This window comes from Labedella populi (assembly GCF_004078655.1).
In the GTDB taxonomy this organism is placed as follows: Bacteria; Actinomycetota; Actinomycetes; order Actinomycetales; family Microbacteriaceae; genus Labedella; species Labedella populi.
The window spans coordinates 435,863-459,920 of sequence record NZ_RZNC01000002.1 but is presented as its reverse complement, the minus strand read 5'-3'; the positions used below and the strand labels follow the sequence as shown (position 1 = coordinate 459,920).

Annotated in this window: 18 protein-coding genes and 1 tRNA gene; 4 read left to right on the top strand and 15 right to left on the bottom strand. The window is 69.2% G+C overall.

Going from position 1 to position 24,058, the window contains the following annotated elements:
• Positions 1–11 precede the first annotated feature (11 nt).
• Positions 12–536, bottom strand: a complete 525-nt coding sequence (locus ELQ92_RS07770) for a gluconokinase (RefSeq protein ID WP_243694921.1) — start codon at positions 534–536, stop codon at positions 12–14.
• 247 nt (positions 537–783) lie between these two features.
• Between ELQ92_RS07770 and gndA the strand changes: the two genes are divergently transcribed.
• Entirely contained in the window at positions 784–2,241 is a 1,458-nt protein-coding gene (gene gndA / locus ELQ92_RS07765) for an NADP-dependent phosphogluconate dehydrogenase (RefSeq protein WP_128498410.1), read from the top strand.
• A 55-nt stretch (positions 2,242–2,296) separates the two neighbouring features.
• Positions 2,297–3,127 (top strand): CPBP family glutamic-type intramembrane protease, encoded by an 831-nt coding sequence (locus ELQ92_RS07760; RefSeq protein ID WP_128498409.1) that lies wholly within the window; start codon positions 2,297–2,299, stop codon positions 3,125–3,127.
• Between the two features lie 73 nt (positions 3,128–3,200).
• Here the strand turns inward: ELQ92_RS07760 and ELQ92_RS07755 are convergent, their stop codons facing one another.
• The 4 genes from ELQ92_RS07755 to ELQ92_RS07740 form a co-directional block, all read right to left on the bottom strand.
• Entirely contained in the window at positions 3,201–4,523 is a 1,323-nt protein-coding gene (locus ELQ92_RS07755; protein ID WP_128498557.1) for an APC family permease, read from the bottom strand.
• A 108-nt stretch (positions 4,524–4,631) separates the two neighbouring features.
• On the bottom strand, positions 4,632–5,609 hold the full coding sequence (locus ELQ92_RS07750) for a ribose-phosphate diphosphokinase (RefSeq protein WP_128498408.1): 978 nt from the start codon (positions 5,607–5,609) through the stop codon (positions 4,632–4,634).
• A 51-nt stretch (positions 5,610–5,660) separates the two neighbouring features.
• Positions 5,661–7,109, bottom strand: coding sequence for a bifunctional UDP-N-acetylglucosamine diphosphorylase/glucosamine-1-phosphate N-acetyltransferase GlmU (gene glmU, locus ELQ92_RS07745; protein ID WP_279432161.1), 1,449 nt, complete (start codon positions 7,107–7,109; stop codon positions 5,661–5,663).
• A 1-nt stretch (position 7,110) separates the two neighbouring features.
• Positions 7,111–7,182: transfer RNA gene (locus tag ELQ92_RS07740), tRNA-Gln, on the bottom strand.
• A gap of 97 nt (positions 7,183–7,279) precedes the next feature.
• Here ELQ92_RS07740 and ELQ92_RS07735 point away from each other — a divergent pair.
• Positions 7,280–7,795, top strand: coding sequence for a MarR family winged helix-turn-helix transcriptional regulator (locus ELQ92_RS07735; RefSeq protein ID WP_128498407.1), 516 nt, complete (start codon positions 7,280–7,282; stop codon positions 7,793–7,795).
• Between the two features lie 15 nt (positions 7,796–7,810).
• Here ELQ92_RS07735 and ELQ92_RS07730 read toward each other — a convergent pair whose 3' ends face one another.
• The 5 genes from ELQ92_RS07730 to ELQ92_RS07710 all read right to left on the bottom strand — a co-directional run bounded on the left by ELQ92_RS07730 (position 7,811) and on the right by ELQ92_RS07710 (position 15,397).
• A complete protein-coding gene (locus ELQ92_RS07730) occupies positions 7,811–8,470 on the bottom strand; it encodes a methionine ABC transporter permease (protein WP_128498406.1) in 660 nt (219 codons plus the stop codon).
• Positions 8,470–9,498: a methionine ABC transporter ATP-binding protein gene (locus ELQ92_RS07725; RefSeq protein ID WP_128498405.1), complete on the bottom strand. Its 1,029-nt coding sequence runs from the start codon at positions 9,496–9,498 to the stop codon at positions 8,470–8,472. The genes ELQ92_RS07730 and ELQ92_RS07725 overlap by 1 nt, the downstream gene beginning before the upstream one ends.
• Positions 9,499–9,583: 85 nt before the next feature.
• Positions 9,584–10,492 carry a MetQ/NlpA family ABC transporter substrate-binding protein gene (locus ELQ92_RS07720; protein WP_128498404.1) on the bottom strand — a complete coding sequence of 303 codons (909 nt, stop codon included), beginning with the start codon at positions 10,490–10,492 and terminating at the stop codon, positions 9,584–9,586.
• Between the two features lie 142 nt (positions 10,493–10,634).
• Complete coding sequence (locus tag ELQ92_RS07715; RefSeq protein ID WP_166426738.1) at positions 10,635–12,680, bottom strand: sialate O-acetylesterase; 2,046 nt, start codon at positions 12,678–12,680, stop codon at positions 10,635–10,637.
• A 905-nt stretch (positions 12,681–13,585) separates the two neighbouring features.
• Positions 13,586–15,397: an ABC-F family ATP-binding cassette domain-containing protein gene (locus tag ELQ92_RS07710; protein WP_128498402.1), complete on the bottom strand. Its 1,812-nt coding sequence runs from the start codon at positions 15,395–15,397 to the stop codon at positions 13,586–13,588.
• A 137-nt stretch (positions 15,398–15,534) separates the two neighbouring features.
• On the opposite strand from ELQ92_RS07710, the gene ELQ92_RS07705 reads away from it, so the two are divergent.
• Positions 15,535–18,381 carry a helix-turn-helix transcriptional regulator gene (locus ELQ92_RS07705; RefSeq protein WP_166426737.1) on the top strand — a complete coding sequence of 949 codons (2,847 nt, stop codon included), beginning with the start codon at positions 15,535–15,537 and terminating at the stop codon, positions 18,379–18,381.
• 330 nt (positions 18,382–18,711) lie between these two features.
• Here the strand turns inward: ELQ92_RS07705 and ELQ92_RS07700 are convergent, their stop codons facing one another.
• From ELQ92_RS07700 to rsmI, 5 genes are all read right to left on the bottom strand, one after another.
• A complete protein-coding gene (locus tag ELQ92_RS07700; RefSeq protein ID WP_128498400.1) occupies positions 18,712–19,647 on the bottom strand; it encodes a 4-(cytidine 5'-diphospho)-2-C-methyl-D-erythritol kinase in 936 nt (311 codons plus the stop codon).
• A gap of 56 nt (positions 19,648–19,703) precedes the next feature.
• Positions 19,704–20,588: a 16S rRNA (adenine(1518)-N(6)/adenine(1519)-N(6))-dimethyltransferase RsmA gene (gene rsmA / locus ELQ92_RS07695; RefSeq protein WP_128498399.1), complete on the bottom strand. Its 885-nt coding sequence runs from the start codon at positions 20,586–20,588 to the stop codon at positions 19,704–19,706.
• Entirely contained in the window at positions 20,581–21,474 is an 894-nt protein-coding gene (locus ELQ92_RS07690) for a TatD family hydrolase (protein ID WP_128498398.1), read from the bottom strand. The genes rsmA and ELQ92_RS07690 overlap by 8 nt, the downstream gene beginning before the upstream one ends.
• A 5-nt stretch (positions 21,475–21,479) precedes the next feature.
• The gene (gene metG, locus ELQ92_RS07685; RefSeq protein ID WP_128498397.1) at positions 21,480–23,060 is read right to left on the bottom strand and encodes a methionine--tRNA ligase; all 1,581 of its coding nucleotides are present in this window, start codon (positions 23,058–23,060) and stop codon (positions 21,480–21,482) included.
• A 154-nt stretch (positions 23,061–23,214) separates the two neighbouring features.
• A complete protein-coding gene (rsmI, locus tag ELQ92_RS07680) occupies positions 23,215–24,039 on the bottom strand; it encodes a 16S rRNA (cytidine(1402)-2'-O)-methyltransferase (RefSeq protein WP_128498396.1) in 825 nt (274 codons plus the stop codon).
• Positions 24,040–24,058 lie beyond the last annotated feature (19 nt).

The following is a 24,058-nucleotide window of genomic DNA, read 5'->3' as shown; positions in this document are numbered from 1 at the left end:
ATCGGGAGAGGTCAGGCCGTCGTCACGGCGGGAAGCGCCGCGATGATCTGATCGGCGAGCTCGTCGGGGCTCGCCGTCACGTCGACGACGACGCCGCGCTCGTCGTCCTGGAGGGGTTCGAGGGTCGCGAGCTGCGAACCGAGCAACGTCGCGGGCATGTATTCGTGGTCGCGCGCACCCATGCGGTCGGCGATGAGTTCCGTCGATCCGCGCAAGTGGACGAAGACGGCGTCCGGGGCGTGCCGACGGATGAGGTCCCGGTAGCTCCTCTTGAGAGCCGAGCACGCCACGATCGTCGGGTGGCCCTCGACGAGGCCCGCGTCGATGAGCTCGCCGATGCGGTGGAGCCACGGCCACCGGTCGTCATCCTCGAGGGGGTACCCGGCACGCATCTTCTCGCGGTTCTCGTCCGGATGGAGGTCGTCGCCGTCGATGAACGGGATGTCGAGACGCGCGCCGAGCAGGGCGCCCATCGTGGACTTCCCGCTTCCCGAGACACCCATGACGACGATCGAGGGCAGTGAATGGGACGACATCGTTCCTCCATCGGTTTTCCGTCGGACGCTTCTTTACATCCGACTACTGCGACCGTGAAAGCCAATACGTCAGATTTATCAGAGACCGTAGCACGACGAGGCCCGCACGGTCCACCGACGATACCCACCGGCCGGGTGCCCGAACAGCCCGCGAAAGCCGCAGGGAATGCCGGTATCGTTGTCCTCGGCCCGAAGCGGCACCACGAAGCGCCGGGCTCACGAGAACTGAATCGACAGGAGCACGTCCATGGCGGAGAACGCGCACGGAACAGCCAACATCGGAGTCGTCGGACTGGCGGTGATGGGGTCCAACCTCGCCCGTAACCTCGCCAGCCGCGAGGGCAACACCGTCGCCGTGTTCAACAGGTCGTACGAGAAGACGGAGACGCTGCTCTCCGAACACCCCGAGGCGGGCTTCGTCGCTTCGAAGACGATCGAGGAGTTCGCCGCGAGCCTCTCCACACCACGCACCGCGATCATCATGGTCAAGGCCGGAGCGGGCACGGACGCCGTGATCGACCAGCTCACCCAGGTCTTCGAGCCCGGCGACATCATCGTCGACGGCGGCAACGCCCTCTTCACGGACACGATCCGTCGCGAGAAGGCCGTGCGTGAGACGGGCATCCACTTCGTGGGCGCCGGCATCTCCGGGGGCGAGGAGGGCGCACTCAACGGCCCGAGCATCATGCCGGGCGGCTCGGCGGAGTCCTACGAGACCCTCGGCCCGATCCTCTCCTCGATCGCCGCGGTCGCGGAGGGCGAGCCGTGCGTCACCCACGTCGGCACCGACGGCGCGGGGCACTTCGTCAAGATGATCCACAACGGCATCGAATACGCCGACATGCAGCTCATCGCGGAGGCCTACGACCTCATCCGTCGCGGTACCGGCAAGTCCCCCGCCGAGATCGCCGATGTCTTCGCCGAGTGGAACACCGGCGAGCTCGAGAGCTACCTCATCGAGATCACCGCAGAGGTGCTCCGGCAGGTCGACGCCGAGACCGGGCAGCCGCTCGTCGACGTCATCCTCGACCAGGCCGGCGCCAAGGGCACGGGGGCCTGGACGGTCCAGACCGCCCTCGATCTCGGGATCCCCGTCTCGGGCATCGCGGAAGCCGTCTTCGCCCGGTCGCTCTCCTCGAAGCCCGCTCAGCGTGCCGCGGCGACCGATCTGCCCGGTCCGAGCGACGCCTGGACCGTCGATGACCCTGAGACGTTCATCGAAGACGTGCGTCGCGCGCTCTACGCGTCGAAGATCATCGCCTACTCTCAGGGCTTCGACGAAATCGTCGCGGGCGCCGAGCAGTACGGCTGGAACATCCGGAAAGGCGAGATCGCGAAGATCTGGCGCGGCGGCTGCATCATCCGCGCCCAGTTCCTCAACCGGATCACCGAGGCGTACGTGGATGACGCCGGCCTCGTGGCCCTCGTCACGGCCCCGTATTTCCGGGACGCCGTCGCAGGCGCTCAGGACAGCTGGCGCCGGGTCGTGGCGACCGCGGCCCACGCCGGCATCCCCGCCCCGGCCTTCTCGTCGTCGCTGTCCTACTACGACGGACTGCGTGCCGACCGACTGCCGGCCGCACTCGTGCAGGGTCAACGCGACTTCTTCGGGGCACACACCTACAAGCGCGTCGACAAGGAGGGCACCTTCCACACACTGTGGTCGGGCGACCGCTCCGAGATCAGCGCCGTCGACACCCACTGAGCCGTATCGACGGGGCGGCAGGACGATCGGCGATGACGACGGGACGGCTGGCACGATGACGACGACGACCGTCCCTCACACCGGGAGCGGATCGACGACGAGGACGCTCGTGCACCTCGCTCCGGGCGTCCTCCTGTCCCTCTCGGGACTGCTCATGTTCGGCCTGCACTGGCGTCCCGGTGCCTACCTCGTGCTCGGCGCAGCGGTGGTGCTCGGCTTCGTCGTCGACCGCGCGCTCGGACGTGACCTCTCGCTCATCGCCTTCGGCGTCGTGGTCGTGAGCCTCGTCGAGGTGAGCACCAACATCGAGTGGGGTCACATGCTCGTCATGGGCGCCGCACTCGTGGCCGCGGTCCTCGGCCCCTACCTCGCGTCCCGGTTCTGGTTCCGCGACCACGCGGTGAGGTTCCCCGTGCTGACGGGCAAGCGTTGGACTCTGCGCGAGTACGGCTACCTCGTCGGCATCGTCGCCCTCGGCTACCTGATCCTGCCCGTCTACATGATCTCGACGGGGGTGTTCGAGAACTGGCCGGCCGCGACGGACGCCGGTTCCGTGTTCCGCCTCTTCCTCGGCACCAATGCGCTCGGCATCTGGGACGAGCTCTTCTTCATCTGCACGTGCTTCGCCCTCTTGCGGCGCCACTACCCGCTCTGGACGGCGAACGTCCTGCAGGCCGTGATCTTCACGTCGTTCCTCTGGGAACTCGGCTTCCACGCGTGGGGGCCGCTACTGATCTTCCCGTTCGCGCTCATCCAGGGGCTCACCTTCACGCTCACGAAGTCGCTGAGCTTCGTCGTCGCGGTGCACCTGCTCTTCGACTTCGTGCTCTTCCTCGTGCTCGTGCACGCCCACAGCCGCGACTGGTTCCCGATCTTCCTCTACTAGCGAAAGAGCTACACCCGCACGAGGGCGCCACCTACACGGAGCGCCCTCGGGACGGAATTGGCGCCGTCGATGATCATGAGCGCGAGCGCACTCGCAGCACGATGAGACGACCGAGGACCCCGACGGCGACCACTCCGAGCGCCGAAGCGGCCGCGAGCGGGGGAAGCGCGAGCACGAGCACGACGCAGCCGATGAGCCCGAGAACGGCCGTGCCGCGGAGCGCCCGCACCGATGGCACCCGCGCGGCCAGGCGGAACGCCGAGATGTTCGCGACCGCGTAGTAGACGAGCACACCCGCCGAGGAGAGCGTCACGGCGGTCGGCACGTCCACGAACAGCACGAGCAGGGCGACAAGGCAACCGAGCATGATCTCGGCCCGGACCGGGACGCGCGAGCGCGGGTGGACGCGCTCGAGGAACCGCGGAAGGTCGCCCTCCCGCGCCATCGCGAAGCTCGTCCGGCCGATGCCCGCCATGAGCCCGAGGAGGGCGCCAAGAGCCGCGAGCGCTGCACCCGCCTGCACGATCGGCACGGCGGCGGCCCAACCGGCGGCGCGGACGACGTCGGAGAGGGGTTCGCGGCTCGCGGCCAGACCGTCGACACCAAGAGTCACGAGGCAGACGAACGCGACGACGGTGTAGACGGCAAGCGCGACGAGGAACGAGATCGTCACGGCGCGGGGGATCGTCCGCTCGGGAGCCCGGACCTCCTCCCCCAGCGTCGCGATGCGCGCATACCCCGCGAACGCGAAGAACAGCAGGCCCGCGGCTTGAAGCACGCCGTAGGTCTCCCCGAGCGGGGTCGCCAGGGGCGAGACGGTCCTCGAGCCCGTCGGACTGTCGGTCGGGACGACGGCAGCACCGCCCGCGGCGATCCCCGCCACCACGACGACCACGAGGACCCAGAGGACGAGGACGACGATGACGCGCGTCATGGCTGCCGTCTTCGTCACGCCGAGCGCGTTCACGATCGTGAGCGCCACGACGACCGCGACGGCGATGGCGCGTTCGAGATCCGCCGGGGCGACGTAGGCGGCGACGGCGAGCGCCATCGCCGCGCAGCTCGCGGTCTTGCCGACGACGAAGCACCAACCGGCGACGAAGCCCCACACCGGCCCCAGTTCGGCGCGCCCGTATGTGTAGGCACCCCCGGAAGTCGGGTGCGCCGCCGCGAGCCGCGCCGTCGAGCGGGCGTTGCACCACGCGACGACGGCGACGACGAGCAGCCCCACGAACAGGAGCGCGCCCGCCGATGAGGCGGCCGGAGCGAACACCACGAAGACCCCGGCGCCGATCATCGACCCGAGACCGATCATCACGGCGTCGCGGAGACCGAGCCGCCGCTCGAGGTCGGTTCTCCCGGCCGCGCTCGGAACAGACCCGGACGGCGTGGACATGCTCACCCGATCACCCTCTCACGAGGCGGTGAACGACGGGTGACGCCGATGACGCCATGACGCGAGGTCGACGACGTCATGGTGCACGCCGCCTGAACGCTCCTCGAGTCAGGCGGCGCCGTCGAACATCGACGTCACCGAGCCGTCGTCGAAGACCTCGTGGATCGCGCGCGCGATGAGCGGAGCGATGGGCAGGATCTCGAGCGTCGGGAAGCGCTTGGCGTCGGAGATCGGGAGCGTGTCGGTCACGACGACCGAGTCGATCGCGTCCGACTGCAGAAGCTCGGGAGCGGGGTCACTGAAGACCGCGTGGGTCGCCGCGACGACGACGCCGATCGCGCCGGCCGCTTTGAGCGCTTCCGCCGCTTTGACGATCGTGCGGCCCGTGTCGATGAGGTCGTCGACGAGCAGGCAGACGCGCCCCTCGACCTCTCCGACGATCTCGTGCACCGTCACCTGGTTCGGGACGAGCGGGTCGCGGCGCTTGTGGATGATCGCGAGGGGCGCCCCGAGCTTGTCGCTCCAGATGTCGGCGACACGCACCCGCCCCATGTCCGGCGAGACGACCGTGAGGGTCGACGGGTCGAGCTTCTCACGGAAGTGTTCGAGCAGCACCGGCATGGCGAAGAGGTGGTCGACAGGGCCGTCGAAGAAGCCCTGGATCTGCGCTGCGTGGAGGTCGACCGACATGATGCGATCGGCACCGGCCGCCTTGAAGAGGTCGGCGACGAGGCGAGCGGAGATCGGCTCGCGTCCACGACCCTTCTTGTCCTGGCGCGCGTAGGGGTAGAACGGTGCGACGACGGTGATGCGTTTCGCCGACGCACGCTTCAGCGCGTCCACCATGATGAGCTGCTCCATGAGCCACTCGTTGATCGGCGCGCAGTGCGACTGGATGACGAACGCGTCACTGCCGCGGACGCTCTCGTCGTACCGAGCGTAGATCTCACCGTTCGCGAACGTCCGGGCGTCCGTGTGGACGAGCTCCGAGTCCAACTCCTCGGCGATCGCTTCCGCGAGTTCGGGGTGTGCACGCCCCGAGACGAGCACGAGCCGCTTCTCACCACTGATCTTGATGCCGGACACTGGCCCTGCTTCCTGCCGTTTTCGGCTCTTGCGCTCTGATGCTCGGCTGGTTCACTCTTCGTCGGACGCGGCGCCTTCGGCCGCGGACGCGGCAGCGCTGCCCGGACGGTTGGCGACCGTCCACCCCTCGAGGTTCCGTTGGGGTGCCACGTTGATGGCGAGGGCGCCGGCCGGCACGTCCTTGCGAACGACCGTTCCCGCACCCGTGTACGCTCCGTCTCCGATTCTAACGGGAGCGACGAACACGTTGTGCGACCCCGTGCGGACCTCATCGCCGACGACTGTCGAGTGCTTGTGGACGCCGTCGTAGTTCGCGAAGATCGTGCCCGCGCCGATGTTGGCCCCCTCGCCGACCGTGGCGTCGCCGACGTAGGAGAGATGCGGGACCTTGCTGCGAGGGCCGATCTGCGCGTTCTTCGTCTCGACGAAGGCGCCGATCTTGCCGGCCGCACCGAGGTACGTGCCCGGTCGGAGGTAGGCGAAGGGTCCGACGGTCGCCCCTGCGCCGATGACGGCGAGGGTGCCGTCGGTGCGTCGCACCTCGGCCTCCTGACCGATCTCGCAGTCCACGAGTGTCGTGTCCGGACCGACCGTCGCGCCCGTCTCGACGACGGTCGCCCCGAGCAGTTGCGTGCCCGGCTTGATCGTGACGTCTTGCGCGAGCGTGACCGTGAGGTCGATCCACGTCGTCGACGGGTCCTGTACCGTCACTCCCGCGAGCTGCCACTTCTGGATGATGAGCGCGTTCAGGCGGGCGGCCTGCCGCGACAATTGGGCGCGGTCGTTGACGCCCTCGACGACCCACGACTGGGAGACCGGGACGGCCGCGACCTCGTGACCGACCTCGCGCAAGAGCCCGATGACATCCGTGATGTATTTCTCCCCTTGCGCGTTCTCGGTCGTGAGACGCACGAGCTGCTCGCGCAGCGGGCTGATCGAGAAGACGTAGACGCCCGCGTTGATCTCGGTCACGGCGAGTTCGTCGGGACCCGCGTCCTTCTGCTCGACGATGCGGTCGAGGGTGCCCTCCTCGGAACGCACGACGCGGCCGTAACCGGTCGCGTCATCGAGCAACGCCGAGAGGATCGTCGCGACCGCTGCGCCCGATCGGTGTCGCGCGAGGAGCTGGGCGAGGGTGTCGGAATCGAGCAACGGGACGTCGCCGTTCACAACGAGCACGTCGCCGTCGAAGCCCGCGGGGAGCGCCTCGACGGCTTGCTCGACGGCACGTCCCGTCCCCGGCACGTCGTCCTGGTCCACCACGATGCTCTCCGGGAGTTCGCGCGAGACGACCTCGGCGATCCGGTCGCGCTCGTGCCGCACGACGGTCACGACATGGTCGGCGCCGAGTGCTCGGGCCGTCGCGAGCACGTGCCCGAGGATCGGCACTCCCGCGAGGCTGTGCAGGAGCTTCGGGGTCGTGGACTTCATCCGGGTGCCTTGCCCTGCGGCAAGGATGACGACGGCGAGGGCTGGGTCTCGGGTGGTCTGTTCGCTCACGCTCCGCCTCCAGGATTCGAACCTGGTCCTAACAGCTCCAAAGGCTGTCGTGCTGCCGTTACACCAAGGCGGATCGTGCGAGCGCCGGGGCGCCGCACCGCTCCAGTCTGCCAGATCACGAGCACCGGGCCGGTGGACGCGGCGTTCGGAGGCACCGGGATAATGGGTCCATGGCGGAGCAGAGCGACGAGGTCGACCGGATCGTGGAGGCGTGGGAGCGCGAACGACCCGACCTCAACTTCTCTCCGCTCCAGGTGCTGTCGCGGGTGTCACGGCTCACCCGTCACCTCGATCGCGCGCGCCGGCGGGCCTTCGACCGCTCGAAGCTCGAATCGTGGGAGTTCGACGTGCTCGCCGCACTCCGCCGGGCGGGAGACCCTTACACGCTGAGCCCCAAGCAATTGCTGCAGCAGACTCTCGTGTCGAGCGGCACGATGACGAACCGCATCGACCGACTCGTCGCCGCCGGACTCGTCGAGCGCCGCACGGATCCTCACGACGGGCGCGGCATCCTCGTCGTCATGACGCCGACGGGGCTGACGCGCGTCGACGCGGCGATCACGCGTCTCGTCGACGCCGAAGCCGAACTCCTCGCGAGCCTCACCGCCGCCGACCGCGCGCGGCTCGCGGCGCTGCTGCGCAAGCTCAGCGTCGACTTCGACCAGGTCGGCGAGGGTTCGGTCTGAAGGCGATCCGTCTCGTCAGCGGCGCAGCACCTTGCGGGCGAGCCCGTTGCCGAGGAACTGGACGAACTGCACGAGCACGATCACGATCGCGAGAGCGGTCCAGGTGACGACGGGCTCGAACTGCCTGAACCCGTACTGGATCGCGAACGCGCCGAGCCCGCCGCCGTTGATGACGCCGGCGACCGCCGACATGTCGACGATCGCGACGAAGACGAACGTGTAACCGAGGATGAGCGGTCCGAGGGCCTCGGGGATCACGATCGTGACGATCGTCCGCACGGGGCCGGCTCCTGCGGCCCGCGCCGCCTCGATGACGCCCGGCGACACGGTCAGCAGGTTCTGCTCGACGATCCGGCTGATGCCGAAAGTCGACGCGAGAGACAGGGTGAAGATCGCCGCCTCCGTGCCGATCCCCGTACCGACCACGAGCCGGGCGAGAGGCTGGAACGCCGTCAGGAAGATGATGAAGGGGATGGGACGGAAGATGTTCACGACGACGTTGAGAACGCCGAAGACGGCGCGGTTCGCGAACAGATTGCCCGCTCGCGTCAGATAGAGCGCGAGACCGACGACGAGACCGCCGAGGCCGCCGAACAGAAGGCTCGCGAAGACGAGCCACAACGTCTCGAACGTCGCCTCCGCGAACAGCGGAGCGAGATCGACGAGCACGTCCATCACACCACCTCCACGATCTCGACGCGGCGACGCAATCGCTCGATCACGGCGTCGACGCGATCGCCGGCCCCGGTGAGTTCGAGAGTGAGGTTCCCGAACGCGCGGCCCTGGATCTCATTGACGCCTCCGTAGACGAGCTCGAAGCCGATGCCCTCGCGCCCGAACTCGAGGAAGACCTCCGACTGGCTCGCTCCCCCGTCGCGGAACGTCACGGTGACGAAACGTCCCGCGTGCCGCTCGCGGAGCGCCGCGAGCTCGGAGTCCGACGGCACGCCCTTGACCACGGTCGAGACGAACCGCTGCCCCGCGGGAGAACGGGGCCTCGAGAAGACCTCGAACACCTCACCGCTCTCGACGACGCGGCCGCTCTCCATCACGGCGACCTTGGTCGCGAGGGACTGTACGACGTCCATCTCGTGCGTGATGGCGATGATCGTCACGCCGAAGTCCCGGTTGACGGTGCGGAGCAGACCGAGCACCTCCTGCGTCGTCTCGGGGTCGAGAGCGCTCGTCGCCTCGTCGGCGAGCAGGATGCGCGGCGACGTCGCGAGGGCCCGAGCGATCCCGACGCGCTGCTTCTGACCGCCGGAGAGCTCGTCCGGGTGGTTCGACGCCTTGTCGGCGAGCCCCACGAAGTCGAGCAGCTCGTCGACGCGCTTCCGCGTCTCCGCTCGGGAGCGCCCCGCGACCTGCAGGGGGTAGGCGACGTTCCCGCGCACGGTCCGCGAGGAGAAGAGGTTGAACTGCTGGAAGATCATGCCGATCCCGAGCCGCAGCTTTCGCAACTCCCGCTCGGGGAGCGTCGTGATGTCGGTCCCGTCCACGACGATGCTGCCGGAGGTGGCCGGCTCGAGTGCGTTCACGAGCCTCACGAGGGTGCTCTTGCCGGCACCGGAATAGCCGATGATCCCGTAGACGTCGCCCTCCTCGATGTCGAGGTCGACGCCATCGATCGCGCGGACGGGGTCACCACTTCTCGTGGAGGGCGGGTAGACCTTCGTCACGTCACGGATCTGTACGAGCGGCACGTCTGCTCCTTCGTGTGGTGCGGGTCGAACGCGCGAGTGCGGCGGCCGGGTCGCGGTCGCCGCACTCGATGGGATGGTGCGTGGATCAGCCCTGGTCGGCGATGTCCGCCTGGACGTCCTCGAGTGACGACACGAGGTCCTCGACCGGGGTCGCGAGCATCACGGCGGTGTCGCCCGAGTTCTCGACGACGCCGTCCGTCACCGCCGGCGTGTCCTGGTAGATCTCCACAAGCCGCGTGTAGGTCTCGTTGTCGACGTCGGACGATCGGGCGGCGAAGATGTTCACGTACGGGAGGGCATTGGGGTCGTTGGGGTCGTCCTCGGCGATGACGTCGTCGGGCGAGAGACCGGCCTTCGTCGCGAAGTCGTTGTTGATGATCGCGCCGGCCACGTCGGGGAGCGACGTCGCCGTGAGATCGGCCGCGAGCGGCGTGACCGTCACGCGGGAGTCCTCGGCGACGATCTCGTCGGGCGTCGAGAAGATGCTTCCGCCGCCCTCGAGCTCGATGAGTCCGGCGGACTGGAGTACGAGCAAGGCGCGCGCCTGGTTGCTCTCGTCGTTCGGAATGGCGATCTCCGCCCCGTCCGGGATGTCCTCGACCGAATCGTACTGCGTGGAGTAGAGCGGCAAGGGGTAGATCGCGGTGGAACCGATCGGCTGCAGATCCTCGCCAGCCTCCTCGTTGTACTGCGCGAGGTAGACGATGTGCTGGAACTGGTTGAGGTCGATCTCCCCGGCGCTCAGAGCGGGGTTCGGTTGCGCGTAGTCGGCGAAGTCCACGAGCTCGACCGTGATGCCCTCGTCGGCCGCGGCGTCCACGTAGGTCTCCCAGTAGGGGTCGCTCGCTCCGACGACTCCGATCGTGACGGGGTTCGATTCCGTTCCCTCGTCCTCGGCGGCGCCTCCGGCGTTCGAGCCCCCTCCGCACCCCGCGAGCAGCCCGACGACCGCGATTCCCGAGATCGCCGCGGCGATCTTCTTGGTGACTGACATATGGTTCCTCCTGGCTGTGGTGCGAGCGGCGCGCGGGTTCAGCACCGCCGCCGTCCAGAGTATGCATGGTGTGTGTTACGTCCCGACCGGGACGTAACACAGCGGAACATGCGGCCCTCCGGGGGGAGCTGGACGCCACGGCTCAGGTGATCGCGACTGCGTCGAATGAGATCAGCCCCATTCCGAGCGAGTTCGAGATCCAGTCGCCATCGGCTATGTCCGCACTCGCAGGGCCGACCGATCCCGCGTGGCCTACGTAGCTCAACGTCGTCGTCGGAGGGACGGACGCAGTGAGGGTGAGCGTCAGCGTGCCGGTCCCGCAGGAGATGTCGGCCACAGTCGCCTGCGTGCCGGAGAGGCGGAAGTCCCGTGCAGCACCGGCGCGACACGTCAGCGCCAGACCGGGATCGGTGAGCGAGATCCGGATCGTCGTCCTGCCCGCGTCGCCCCACGTCGCCGTCGCGGCCTGCGGAGCGGCGATCGGGCCGGCCGGCGCCATGCCGAGACGGTCTCGGGACAGAGGGCGCACGATCCAGTCGGCAAGTTGTCTGTACCCTCTTTCGTACCCGAAATGGCAACCGTCGTGATTGTCGAGACCGTTCGTGCCGATGAGAGTCACATCGGCACGCGCATCGAGCCGACGCTGCACCTCCTGGATGTCGGAGGTGTCACCGCCGCATCCCGCTCGGACCTGGACAAGGTACGTCTGCTCGAGGGACGGATAATCGACGGCCCAATCCTCGAGGAGCGTCACGACGTTCGCCTGGTGGGCTGCTGCACCGAGCGGGACGTCGGACTCGCCCTGATACCAGATGATGGAGCGCACTGAATGCACGAGTCCACCCGCCTCGAGTCGTTGCTTGAGGCGTCCGTAGTTCGTGCGGGCGTCGGAGGGATTCGCGTCGGAGCGTTGAAAGAACGTCGATCGTTCTCCGGGATGTCCGCCCAGGATGACGGCAACCGGGACCCCGGCCTTTTCCGACATGACTTGTCCGATCCGCGCGCCGAGTCGCCCGATGAGACCGGGCGTCTGCCAATCAGGAATGCCCATGGACTGGCCAATCCCCCGGTACCACACCCGGTCCGCTACCGAAAGCGTCGGGTCCGCGGTCGTGGAGCCGAACGTCCGCACCCACGGCGACGAGTCGTCGCCGCTGCTGAACTCCGGAGCGTAGGACCAGACGGTCGCCACCGAATTGGACTGCCCGTTGATGACGTAGGTGTCGCCGGCGACGACGTCGACCGCGGAGCGGACGAGCACGTCGCGACCATCGGTGCGAATCGCCCGGAGCTCGAAATCGTATTGTGCGAACTCCGCGGTGATGCTCGGGCGGAAATCGAAGGCCGGACCCGTCGACCGAATGTCCTCGACCGTGACCCCGTCACGCCGCACGATCAGCCTGGTGCCGGCGATCCCGGCGTCGGTCGTCCGACCCGTCACCGGGACGGCGACGCGGTCCGACCCGCTGTCCCTCGGATAGAGCTGGTGGTTCGCGGGCGCTGCCAAGATGCTCACGCCGCCCGGCTTGACGAACACTTTGAGCCGCACGTCCCTGTACTCGGCGCGATTCTTGGCGAACGTCCAATCGGGGTGCGAGGTCGCGCGACTGCCGAAGCCGAGATCGAGCGGCGTCGCCGCTTGTGAGGCCCAGCCGTTGACGGCGAGCACGGTCGTACGATTCGTGACGTTGTGAACCTGGAATGAGCCGTACCCCGTCGTCGTCGTCGTCGGCAATCGCGTGTCCGAGTAGTCGTATGACGCGTTGTCGCCTCCCGCTGCTCCCCCGGCTGCGACGGCTGGCAGATACCGACTCGACCAGAGTTCGAGGTAACCGCTCGCGCCATTGGCCGGGGGCGCGACGGCACGCGACTGCACGATCGAGCTACGCACGGTGAGGCCCGTCACCGGTCGGCGGACGGAGGCTGCATCGGCCTCGGGCACAGCCAACGCATCGAGGTCCTGCGTCCAGGCGTCCATTGAGGCGTACGACCAGGTCGGTGTGAGCCCCTGCTGACCCTCGAGGCAATACGCCACTCTCGAGATCGGGGTGTCGATCGTCGCCGAGTTGTCGACGGCATAGTCGACACCGTCGAGCCAGGGCGCCGCGGTCGTCGGGACCTCCATGTCGTACAGAAGCGAATAGTCCGCCAACTCACCGACGCCGTCCTCGCACCCCGGAGCCGCCACGGGCGCGGCCTTGACATATGCCGACAGTGTGGCCGAACGGAGGCTCGCACTGGTGCCCGAGAATGTCCAGTCAGGGTGACCGGTAGTGCGATTGCCGATGCCGATGTCGAGAGGGTGTCCTGCTCGATTCCATCCGTTGACGGCGATGAGCGTTCGTTCGCCTGTCGTATCGTGGACCTGGAACGAACCGTACCGCGTGGTCGTGATTGGGGTGTCCGAGTAGTCGTACAAGGCTGACCCGGTGCCGGATGGTGACACGGGAATGTACCCGAATGACCACATTTCCACGGTGCCTCCCGGCGCGTCCGTGAGGGGAGCCAGGCCATCTCCTCGCACTGTGAGGTTGCTGACCGGTCGTGCGATCGGTGTGTCGCCGACGGGGATCTCGTAGTCGGCGGTGCGGGAGCTGAAGGCGTCGAACGAGACGAACGCTCGAGACGCACGCCCCGTCAGATCGACTGTCTCGAGACAGAATGCCACGCGCTCGAGAAGCCGTCGGCTATCCGGAGTGCGGTACCTGTAGGGAATCGGCGCGGCGGCCACCGGTTTCGTCGGAGCGATCTTAGGAAGCTCGGCGCGGTACAGCGGTTCGAAACCATCCGCCAACTCCGGAACATCCTGACATCCGTTCGCCTCGGCGACCGCCGATTCCCCTGATGCAACACTCGCCACCATGCCGCACACAAGAGCCACAGTCATGACGATCGCGCCCAATTTCGGGCGCACCCCATTCGCCGACCGATTCATCGGCCCCTCCGCTTCCCCCGGTATCGCGTTACGCGATCGACGACCGCTCACGTCGAGCGGCCCCGTTCGGCTGGAGATTATCAGGGGGACTACGGTGCGCGACTGCTGCCGTCGAAACCTGTGGAGAACGTCTGCGGAGGCTACCGCGCGCGTGACCGTCAGCCGAGCTGCTCCTGCAGTTCGAGCCAACGGAATTCGAGGCCGTCGATCTCGTCGTCGATCTCCTGCACACGGCGCTGGATGCCCCCGAGATGCTCGTAATCGCTCTGATCGGACTCGGCGAGTTCGATGTGGAGCTTCGCCCGCTCGCTCTCGAGCTTCGCGATGCGTCGCTCGGCGGCCGAGAGCTCCTTCTCCGCCGTGCGCCGCTCGGACCCGCTCAGCCCCGACGCGGTGGGTGCAGCGGCGGCGGAGGCCGTCGAGGCCGCGAACGACGACTCGTGGAGGGTGCCCGAGCGGGCATCGTCCTCGAGCGCGCGGAGGCGCACGTACTCGTCGACACCGCCCGGAAGGTGACGGAGCTTCCCCCCGATCACGGCGTACTGCTGATCGGTCACGCGCTCGACGAGGTACCGGTCGTGCGAGACGACGAGCAGCGTGCCCGGCCACTCGTCGAGGAGGTCCTCGATCGCGGCGAGCATGTCCGTGTCCATGTCGTTCGTCGGCTCGTCGAGAATCAGCACGTTGGGCTCCGAAAGGAGCACGAGCAGGAGCTGGAGCCGGCGGCGCTGGCCGCCGGAGAGCTCGCCGATCGCGGTCGAGAGTTGCGCGCTCGAGAAGCCGAGGCGTTCGAGGAGCTGACCCGGCGAGAGGTCCTTGCCGCCGATCGAGTACGCGGTGCGCAAGCGGCCGACGACGTCGCGGACACGCTCCTTCTCGAGTCCCTCGAGCTCCTCGAGACGCTGAGAGAGCGTCGCGACGTTGACCGTCTTGCCACGCTTGACGCGACCGCTCGTCGGTTCGAGGGTGCCCGCGACGAGCGAGAGGAGGGTCGACTTGCCGGCGCCGTTCGCGCCGAGGATGCCGGTCCGCTCCCCCGGCGCGATGCGCCACGTGACCCCGTCGAGGACACGCTTCGTGCCGAACTCGACACCGATGTCCTCGAGGTCGACGACGTCGCGGCCGAGCCGGGCTGTCGCGAGCCGCGAGAGCGCGATGCTGTTGCGCGCGGGCGGTTCGTCCGCGATGAGTTCGGTCGCGGCGTCGATGCGGAACTTGGGCTTCGAGGTCCGCGCCGGCGGGCCGCGTCGCAGCCACGCGAGCTCCTTGCGCATGAGATTCTGGCGGCGCGCTTCGGACGCCGCGGCCATTCGATCCCGTTCGACGCGCTGCAGGACGTAGGCGGCGTACCCGCCCTCGAAGGCCTCGACGACGCCGTCGTGGACCTCCCACGTCGTGGTGGAGACCTCGTCGAGGAACCACCGATCGTGGGTCACGACGACGAGACCGCCGGACGAGGCGCTCCATCGGGACCTGACGTGCTGCGCGAGCCACGCGATGCCCTCGACGTCGAGGTGGTTCGTGGGCTCATCGAGCATGACGACGTCCCAATCGCCGACGAGGAGGGCGGCGAGCGCGACACGACGCTGCTGTCCGCCCGAGAGCGTCGAGAGCTCGGCGTCCCACGCGATGTCTGAGACGAGGCCGGCGATGACGTCGCGGACCCGGGCGTCTCCCGCCCACTCGTGCTCGGCGCGGCCGCCGACTATCGCGGCCGAAACGGTGAGCGAGGGATCGAGGACGTCGCCCTGGTCGAGCATCCCGATCGTCACGCCGCGACGGCTCGTCACCCGGCCGTCGTCTGGTTCGAGCCGCCCCGCGAGGAGCGAGAGGAGCGTCGACTTGCCGTCGCCGTTCCGTCCGACGACACCGATCCGGTCGCCTTCGGAGACGCCGACGGTGACGCCGTCGAACACGACGCGCGTCGGGTACTCGAGGCGGAGCCGTTCAGCCCCGAGGAGATGTGCCACCGTTCGAGACTACCCGCGCGGCGACCGTCCATCCCCCACCCTGGGGTGAAGACTCGACGGGAGGGACGTGTGAGACTCGATCACCACCCCCGGCCCCTCCACCGGCGCGGTCTTCGACCCGACGAACAGAGCTCCCCGTGCATCGACGCCACCCCACCACCCTCGTCGCGCGATCCGCGCACCTCGAGGCGATCGCCGGCCACGCCGCTCGGGCGCTCTCGAACGCGGCCTTCGTCCTCGTGACGGCCCCGGCTGGATTCGGGAAGACGGCCCTCGTCGACGAAGCCGTCTCCCGGCTCGACGACCGCGAGGTCATCCGGTTGAGCGCCGACTCCTACGAATCGGACCTCGCCTTCACGACCGCCGAGGCCGTCTGCCGACGGCTCGGGGCGTCCTGGCCCCCCACGGACACGCTCGGTGCGCCGGACCCGATCGATGTCGGTCGAATGGTGCTCGACGTCCTCGACGCGCGCACGGAGCCCGTGTGCATCGTCGTCGACGACGCTCAGTGGGTCGACCCCGCATCCGCTCGTGCCCTCCGCTTCGTGCTCCGACGCCTCGACTCCCAGCCCGTGCTCGTCATCGTGGCGGGACGCGCGGCCGCCGACCCGCTCACGACCGCGTTCCCGCGATTGTCGGAGACCGATCCCGCATCCACCCTCGAACTCGAGCTGCCGCCTCTCGGCCCCGACGACACGCAAGCACTGGCCCTCACGGTCCTCGGTCGCCCCGTTTCACGGCGCTCCGCCGAACGGCTGACGTCGTCCTGCGGCGGTTCACCTCTCGTGATCTCCTCGGCGATCGCGGCGAGCGCGAGTCACGAGGTCGACCTCCTGCACCCCGGTGTCGAGGATCTCGTCATCCCCGAGAACGCCTCACTCGCCGCACGCGTGTCGGCCGTGCTCGAATCCGCCGAACCCGCCGCTCGCGAGACGGCGGCTCTCGTCGCCGTGCTGCGGGACGCCACGCCCGTCGTGCGGCTCCGGGCGATCGCCGACAGGCTCTCCAGCCCCCTCGACATCGACGGCGCCGTGGCCCTCGGACTCGTCCGGACGTCGGATCGCGACGGCGTGCCGGTCGTCGCCGCGGAACACGCGCTCCTCGCCGACACCGTCGTCTCCACGCTCCCGCACGAGCGGCGACTGGCCCTGCACAGCGCGGCCGCCGGTGAGTTCGGGGGCCACCGTGGGCTCCGGCATCGCGTCGAGGCGGCCGATGTGGACGACATCGACCTCGCGGACGACCTCATCGCCGCGGCGTGGGAGGCCGCCGACATCGGGCACCTCGACCACGCGATGGAACTCGCGCTGACCGCGGTGCGGATCGCCGGCTCGGAGACGGAGACCGAGTCGCGACTGCTCACGGCCGTCGGACTCATCGCCCTTTGCACGCGACGTCACGAGCGTGTGTTCGCGCTGATCCCCGCGATCGAGCGACTAGAGCACTCCCTCGAGCGTGACCTCATCCTCATCGAGCTCTATACGCTCACGGGTCAGTTCGACGAAGCGCTGCGCTGCGGCGAGCGGATCGTCACGGACCCGACGACGACTCCGGAGGCACGGCTCATCCGCGCAGCCGCGGCCGAGGACCTGGCTCGCGTGCTCCTCGCCAAGCAGGATTTCGCTCCCGTCGTCGAGCAGACGCGCATCGCGAGCGCCTTCATCGCGGTCGCACCGACCGACCCCGCCGACGTTGACGACGCGTCGCTGCGCTGGCTCGTGACTCCCGGTGAACGCGAGGTCCGGACGCTCGGTTGGCGCATCGCCGGCGCGGCGCGCATGGGCGACATCCCGACCATCCGGGCCACCATCGCTGATCTCGACGCCGTGCTCGCACGTCTGCCCGAGAGCGCGGCGACGATCGACGCCCTCGTGGCCCGCGGTCGGGTGTTCCTCGGCATGGGCGACATCGACAGGGCACTCGCCGACCTGTCGCGAGTCGATGCGCTCCTGCGCCGGTTCTCGACCAGCTGGTCGGGCGGGATCGGGCGCTCCATCTACGCCCACCTCCTCTTCATGACCGGCGATTGGGACGCGTCGCTCTCGGCAGCCGACACGGCGGTGGCGCTCGCCCTCGACGAGACGAACCTCTCGGGCTGGCCGATCGCCCTCGCGGTCTCGGCCCTCGTCCGCGCCGCGCGCGGCGACACCGACGGCTCCGACGCCCGCCTCGAGGCGGCCGTCGACGTGTCGTCCCGCTTGAGCTTCTCGGCCTATGACACCGAGCTCGTCGGCGTGGCGAGAGCCGAGTCGGCCCGCGCTCGCGGTGAGCGTGCCGCGCAGCTCGCCGCGACCGCGGAACTCGCCGCCGCGCCGCCCACGGGTTCGGCGAGCACGTGGGCGACCTATCGCATCGACGCTCTCGCCGCCCTCGGCCGACCCGACGAGGCCCGGCCGCTCCTCGACCTCTGTCGGGATGCCCGCAGCGGCTGGCGGCCGAGCGCCGGATCACTCGCATGGCTCGAGGGCCGCATCGCCGAGGCCGACGGCGACGTGACCGCCGCGGTCGCGAGGTACGCGGCCGCCGTCTCCGACCCCGTGTCCTCCCGCTTCCCCTTCCCGACGGCGCTCGCGCGCCTCGACCTCGGGCGCGTGCTCGCGCGCTCGGCGCGCACGGACGAGGCGATCGCCGAGCTGGAGGGCGCAGCAGCGGTCCTCGCCCGACTCGGCGCGACCCCGTATCTGGCGCGCGCGAGCGCTGCGCTCGCGGCGCTCGAGAGATCGGGCACGGTTCGGCTTGCGCGAGCCGGCCACGCCGACCCCCTCGCCGCCCTCACGACGAGGGAACGCCAGGTCGCGCACGCACTGAGCACCGGGCTGACGAATCGCGAGATCGCGGAGTCGCTCTACGTCTCGGTCACGACCGTCAACTTCCACGTCCGCAACGTCCTCGCGAAGCTCGGGCTGACGTCGCGTCGCGGCCTGCGGACGCTCCTCGCTGCCCGTCAGAGCGTCGACACGCGTCGGCACCGTTCGCACACCTGATCGCGAACTCCGCATCGGTCGCGCGACACATCCGATCCCGTCCCGCGAGAACGTGAGGGTCCCTGTCAATTCTTGACGGTTCTGATCACGATCCCTGGACCGGTACGGAACGAGCCCCTAGCGTCTTAATCACCCCCGAAGCGCCTGATCGCGCGCGGCCGCCCCGCGAGCCGACACCCGACCGCGATCACTTCCCGGTGCCCCTGGGTTCACTGGAGCCGGGTGGTCGAGACGCGAGTCCCGACCACCCGCTCCGGGAGTGGTCGCCACACAGCGCAGCGTCGCGCTGAGTGACGATCCACCCGCATCCGCCGCCCGTACCCTGGAGCGTCAGTCCGCGACGACCCGTGCTCCCGCGACGGGTCCGGTGACTCGGGCCGACCGCAAACCCGACGCGCTGAGCGCCACCTGCAGATCGATCGCCGACTCCACGTCGCTCGCGAGCAGCGCGACCGTCGGCCCCGATCCGGAGACGATGCCGGCGAGAGCCCCGCTCGTCTCCCCGAGCTCGAGCACGTCCGCGAGTTCGGGGCGGAGCCGGAGCGCGGGGGCCTGCAGATCGTTCGAGAGGCAATCCGCGAGCATCTCCGGGTCGCCCGCACGCAGCGCGTGCAGGACGTGGGGATCGACGGACGGTGCCGAGGACGCCGGGCGGATATCGGCGGCGTAACGCTCACGGTGGGCGTCGAGAGCGGTGTACACGGCGGGCGTCGACATGCCATGGTCGGAGAACGCGAGCACCCAGTGGAAGGAACCGCGAGCGAGAGCGGGTGACAACCGATCACCACGGTCGGTCCCGATCGCCGTACCGCCCATGAGGGCGAACGGGACGTCGGCGCCGAGCCGGGCCGCGAGCTTCAGCAGCTGCTCCTTCGGCAGTGCCGTGCCCCAGAGGGCGTCGCACGCGACGAGCGCGGCCGCCGCGTCGGCGGAGCCGCCGCCCATGCCGCCGGCGATGGGCACGTTCTTCTCGATCTCGAGACGCACTCCCCCGCGGTGACCGGTCCGACGCGCGAGTGCCCGGGCCGCACGGACGGCGAGGTTCGATGCATCCGTCGGCAACGACGAGACGTCGACGGACCCCGTGAACGACACGGAGAAGCCGTCGTCCGGGTGCGCGACGACGTCCTCGTAGAGCGAGACCGCCTGGTACGCCGTCGCGACGTCGTGGTAGCCGTCGTCTCGCACTTCCCCCACGCTGAGGAAGACATTGATCTTCCCGGGCGCACGCACGCGCACGGGCTCATGCGCGACCGGGGCTCCCATGCCTCCAACCTAGACCAGCGCGAGAGGAGTCATCGTCCGCATCTGGCGGCCCCCGGTCAGGCCACCGGCGAGGAGTCCCCGTCGGGGGCACCGTTCGCCGCGAGCAGCGCGCGGCCGATCGCGATGAAGCCCCCGACCTCGAGCTCCTCGCCCCGCGCCGTCGTCGGCACGCCCGCGGCCTCGAGAGCCGCGCTCGATCGCGCCGAGTCTCCGAACAGCGGCGCGAGCGACTGGCGGAGCATCTTGCGGCGCTGACCGAAGGCATGATCGACGACCTCGAAGGTCGCCCGGCGAAGACTCTCGTCGCCCGGCTGTTCGTCGGCCCGTTCGAAGGCGACGAGTACCGAATCGACGTTCGGGACCGGCCAGAACACTTGCCGTCCGACGTTTCCGGCCGTCCGGAAAGACCCGTACCACGCCGCCTTGACGCTCGGCGATCCGTAGACCTTCGACCCCGGCACGGCGGCGAGGCGATGCCCGACCTCCGCCTGCACCATGACGACGCCCGAACGCAATGACGGGAAGTGCTCGAGGAAATGCAGCAGGACCGGCACCGACACGTTGTACGGCAGGTTCGCGACGAGGCGCACCGGCTCTCCCGGGAGCTCCTCGATGCGCAAGGCGTCCCGGTGCACGACCGTGAGCCGACAGCCGGGCGCGAGCAGCTGGACGGTCTTCGAGAGCTGTTCGGCGAGTCGTCCGTCGATCTCGACGGCGACGACGCTCGCATCCGCCGAGAGGAGGCCGAGGGTGAGCGAGCCGAGACCCGGGCCGATCTCGACGACGGTCTCGCCCGCGCGCACGCCCGCCACCGTCACGATGCGACGCACTGTGTTGGCGTCGATCACGAAGTTCTGGCCGAGCTTCTTCGTGGGCTGCAGGTCGAGCATCTCGGCGAGGTCCCGGATCTCGGCCGGGCCGAGCAGTCTCACGTCAGCCATCGAGGCCGTCGTCCCACGAGCCGTAGACCCGCTCGGTGTTGGCCGCGACGTCAGCGGCGAGTTCGTCCTCATCGATCCCGAGCGTCGCCGCCATCGAGCGCAACGTGTACGGGATGAGGTACGGGGCGTTCGGCCGACCGCGGAACGGCGTCGGTGTGAGGTACGGGGCGTCCGTCTCGACGAGGACGAGTTCCCGCGGGGCGGATGCGAGGGCGGCCCGCAGACCCGACGCGTTCGAAAAGCTCACCGTTCCGGCGAACGACAGGTACCAACCGTGCTCGGCGCAGATCCGTGCGAGCTCCTCGTCGCCGGAGAAGCAGTGGAACACCGTCTTCTCGGGCGCACCGACGCGCAGGAGCGTCTCGACGACCGCGTCGTGGGCGTCGCGGTCGTGGATCTGCAGGGTCGTTCCCGTGCGCTTCGCGATCTCGATGTGCGCCTCGAACGCCGCGAACTGCGCGTCGCGCCCCTCTTCGCCCGTGCGGAAGAAGTCGAGGCCCGTCTCGCCGACCGCACGCACCCGCGGACGGGCTGCGAGCTCGGAGATGGTCTCGAGCGCGTCATCGAGCGAACCGGCGGCGGCGAGCTCGGGCGCATCGTTCGGGTGGATGGCCACGGCCGCGAGCACTCGGGCCTCGACGGCCGCGAGTTCAGCGCTCCAGATCGACGTCGCGACGTCGGTGCCGACTTGCACGACTCCCCGGACGCCCGCCGCCCCGGCTCGAGCGAGCTGCGTCGCGACGTCGAGCGGTGCGTCGCCGTCCGCGACCTCGAGGTGGGTGTGATTGTCGTACACCGCCACCGCGAGGGGGCGCGGTTCCTCGGGCCAGCTCCGGTCACGGCGCCCACCGTCCGACCGGGACCTCACGTGTGATGCGTCCGTCATGCTGCTCAGGACGCCGCAAGCTCGATGCGCGGGAAGAGCGGCTCGAGGGGCGAGACCGTGGCTCCCGCGGGCAACTGGCCCCACCGACCCGCGTCGCGGATCGGCTGGTCGCGGAGAGCGCCGAGCGTCTCCTCGGCGCCGATCGCCGACCACAGAACGGGCGTCGCCTTCGTCAGCACCGGCGAGAGGAGGACGGCGAGCGCCCGGAGGCCCTCCGTCGCGGTGTAGAGCACCGTCGCGAGGCGGTCGCGCTGCGCCTCGTCCTTCGCGAGCACCCACGGCGCCTGTTCCGTGATGTAACCGTTGAGCGCATCGACGATCGTCCACACGGCACCGATCGCCTCGTGCAGGGCGAGCCGATCGATCGCCGCGTCGGCGACGTTCGTCGCCTCCGCGACGATCCGCTGGATCTCCTCGTCCGCCGCCGTGGGCGCCGTCGCCTCGGGCAACACACCGTCGACGTACCGCCCGACCATCGCGATCACCCGGGAGGCGAGATTGCCGAAGCCGTTCGCGAGCTCCGCGTGGTACCGGGCGTGCAGGTCCTCCCAACTGAACGAGCCGTCCTGCCCGAAGGCGATCGCGCGGAGGAAGTAGTAGCGGAAGGCATCCGAGCCGAACGTGTCGGTGATCTCGCGGGGCGCGATGCCCGTGAGCTTCGACTTCGACATCTTCTCGCCGCCGACGAGGAGCCATCCGTGCGCGAAGATCTGCTTCGGCACGTCGAGGCCCGCGGCCATGAGCATGGCGGGCCAGATGACCGAGTGGAATCGCAGGATGTCCTTACCGACGACGTGTGTGGCCGGCCAGCGCCGGGCGAACTCCTCCATGTCGTCGGAGAGGCCGACCGCGGTCGCATAGTTGAGAAGGGCGTCGAACCACACGTACACGACGTGCGACTCGTCCCACGGCACCTTCACGCCCCAGTCGAAGCTCGACCGGGAGATCGACAGGTCGTTGAGCCCCTGCTTCACGAACTGCACGATCTCGTTGCGCGCGGAGTCGGGCTGAACGAAGTCCGGCTGCTCGTCGTAGAGTGCGAGCAGGCGATCGGCGAACGCGCTCATGCGGAAGAAGTAGTTGCGCTCGCGCAAGAGCTCGACGGGCTTCGAGTGGATGGCGCACACGAGCTGGCCCTCGTACTCGCCGGTGCCGTCGAGGAGCTCGCTCGGTTGCTTGTACTCCTCGCAGCCGACGCAGTAGTAGCCCTCGTACTCGCCCGCGTAGATGTGGCCGTCGTCGTAGAGCTTCTGCAGGAAGGCCCGGACGTTCCGCTCGTGGTGAGGGTCGGTGGTCCGGATGAAGTCGTCGTTCGCGATGTCGATCGTCTCGAGCAGCGGCTTCCACGACTCGGCGACGAGCCGATCGGCCCACTCCTTCGGCGTGACGCCGTTCGCGACGGCCGTGCGCAGGATCTTCTCGCCGTGTTCGTCCGTGCCCGTGAGCGACCACGTGTCATCGCCCGCCTGACGGTGCCACCGGCTCAACACGTCGGTCGCCGCCTCCGTGTACGCGTGCCCGATGTGCGGGGCGTCGTTGACGTAGAAGATCGGCGTCGTGATGTAGAAGGAACGGCCTGAAGACATGCTGTCAATCCTAGGACGCGCGGGAGCGAGGGACGGCCGTGTGACGACCTCCCGCTCACCCCTGGTTGACGCATATCCGCGGTGTTCGGGCGGACCCGACGCGGATTCGCGACAACCCGATGCGTTCGCGCGGGGTCCCCAGGGGACGTGCGGCTCAGGAGGGGCGGCGCGCCTCGAGCGCAGCCTGGTACAGCTCGCGTCGGCCGAGTCCCGTCGCCTCCGCGACCTCGGCGGACGCCTCCTTGAGCCGCGCCCCCGCCGCGACGAGCGCAAGCACCTGCTCCGTCCCGGAGGCGAGCGACAGCGTCGCCGGCGCGGCCCCCTCGATGACGAGGCAGATCTCGCCCTTGACTCCACCCGCCGCCCACTGCGCGAGCTCCGCGAGACCCCCGCGTCGGACCTCCTCGAAATGCTTCGTGAGCTCGCGGCACACGGCGGCCCGGCGGGTCGCACCGAGGACCTCGGCGGCCGATGCGAGGCTCTCGGCGAGCCGCTGCGGCGACTCGAAGAAGACCATCGTCCGGCTCTCTCCGGCGAGCGCGGTGAACGTCGCGCGGCGCTCCCCCGCGCGACGCGGCACGAAACCCTCGAAGCTGAACCGGTCGGTGGGAAGCCCGGAGACGGCGAGCGCCGCGAGCACCGCACTCGGCCCGGGGATCACCGAGACCCGGACGCCCGCCGCTATCGCCGCTTCGACGAGGTGGTACCCGGGGTCCGAGACCGTCGGCATCCCCGCGTCACTCAGCACGAGGACATCGGCGTCGCGCGCGAGCTCGACGAGATCGGCGCTCCGCTCCCGCTCGTTGTGGTCGTGCATCGCGATGAGGCGCGGGCGCTCCTCGATTCCGAGTGCCGAGAGAAGTCTCACGGTCGTGCGGGTGTCCTCGGCGGCGACGACGGGAACCGTCCGCAGCGCCTCCACGAGCCGTGGCGAGGCATCACCGAGGTTGCCGATGGGGGTCGCTCCGAGCACGATCATGTCCCCAGTCTGGCAGGCA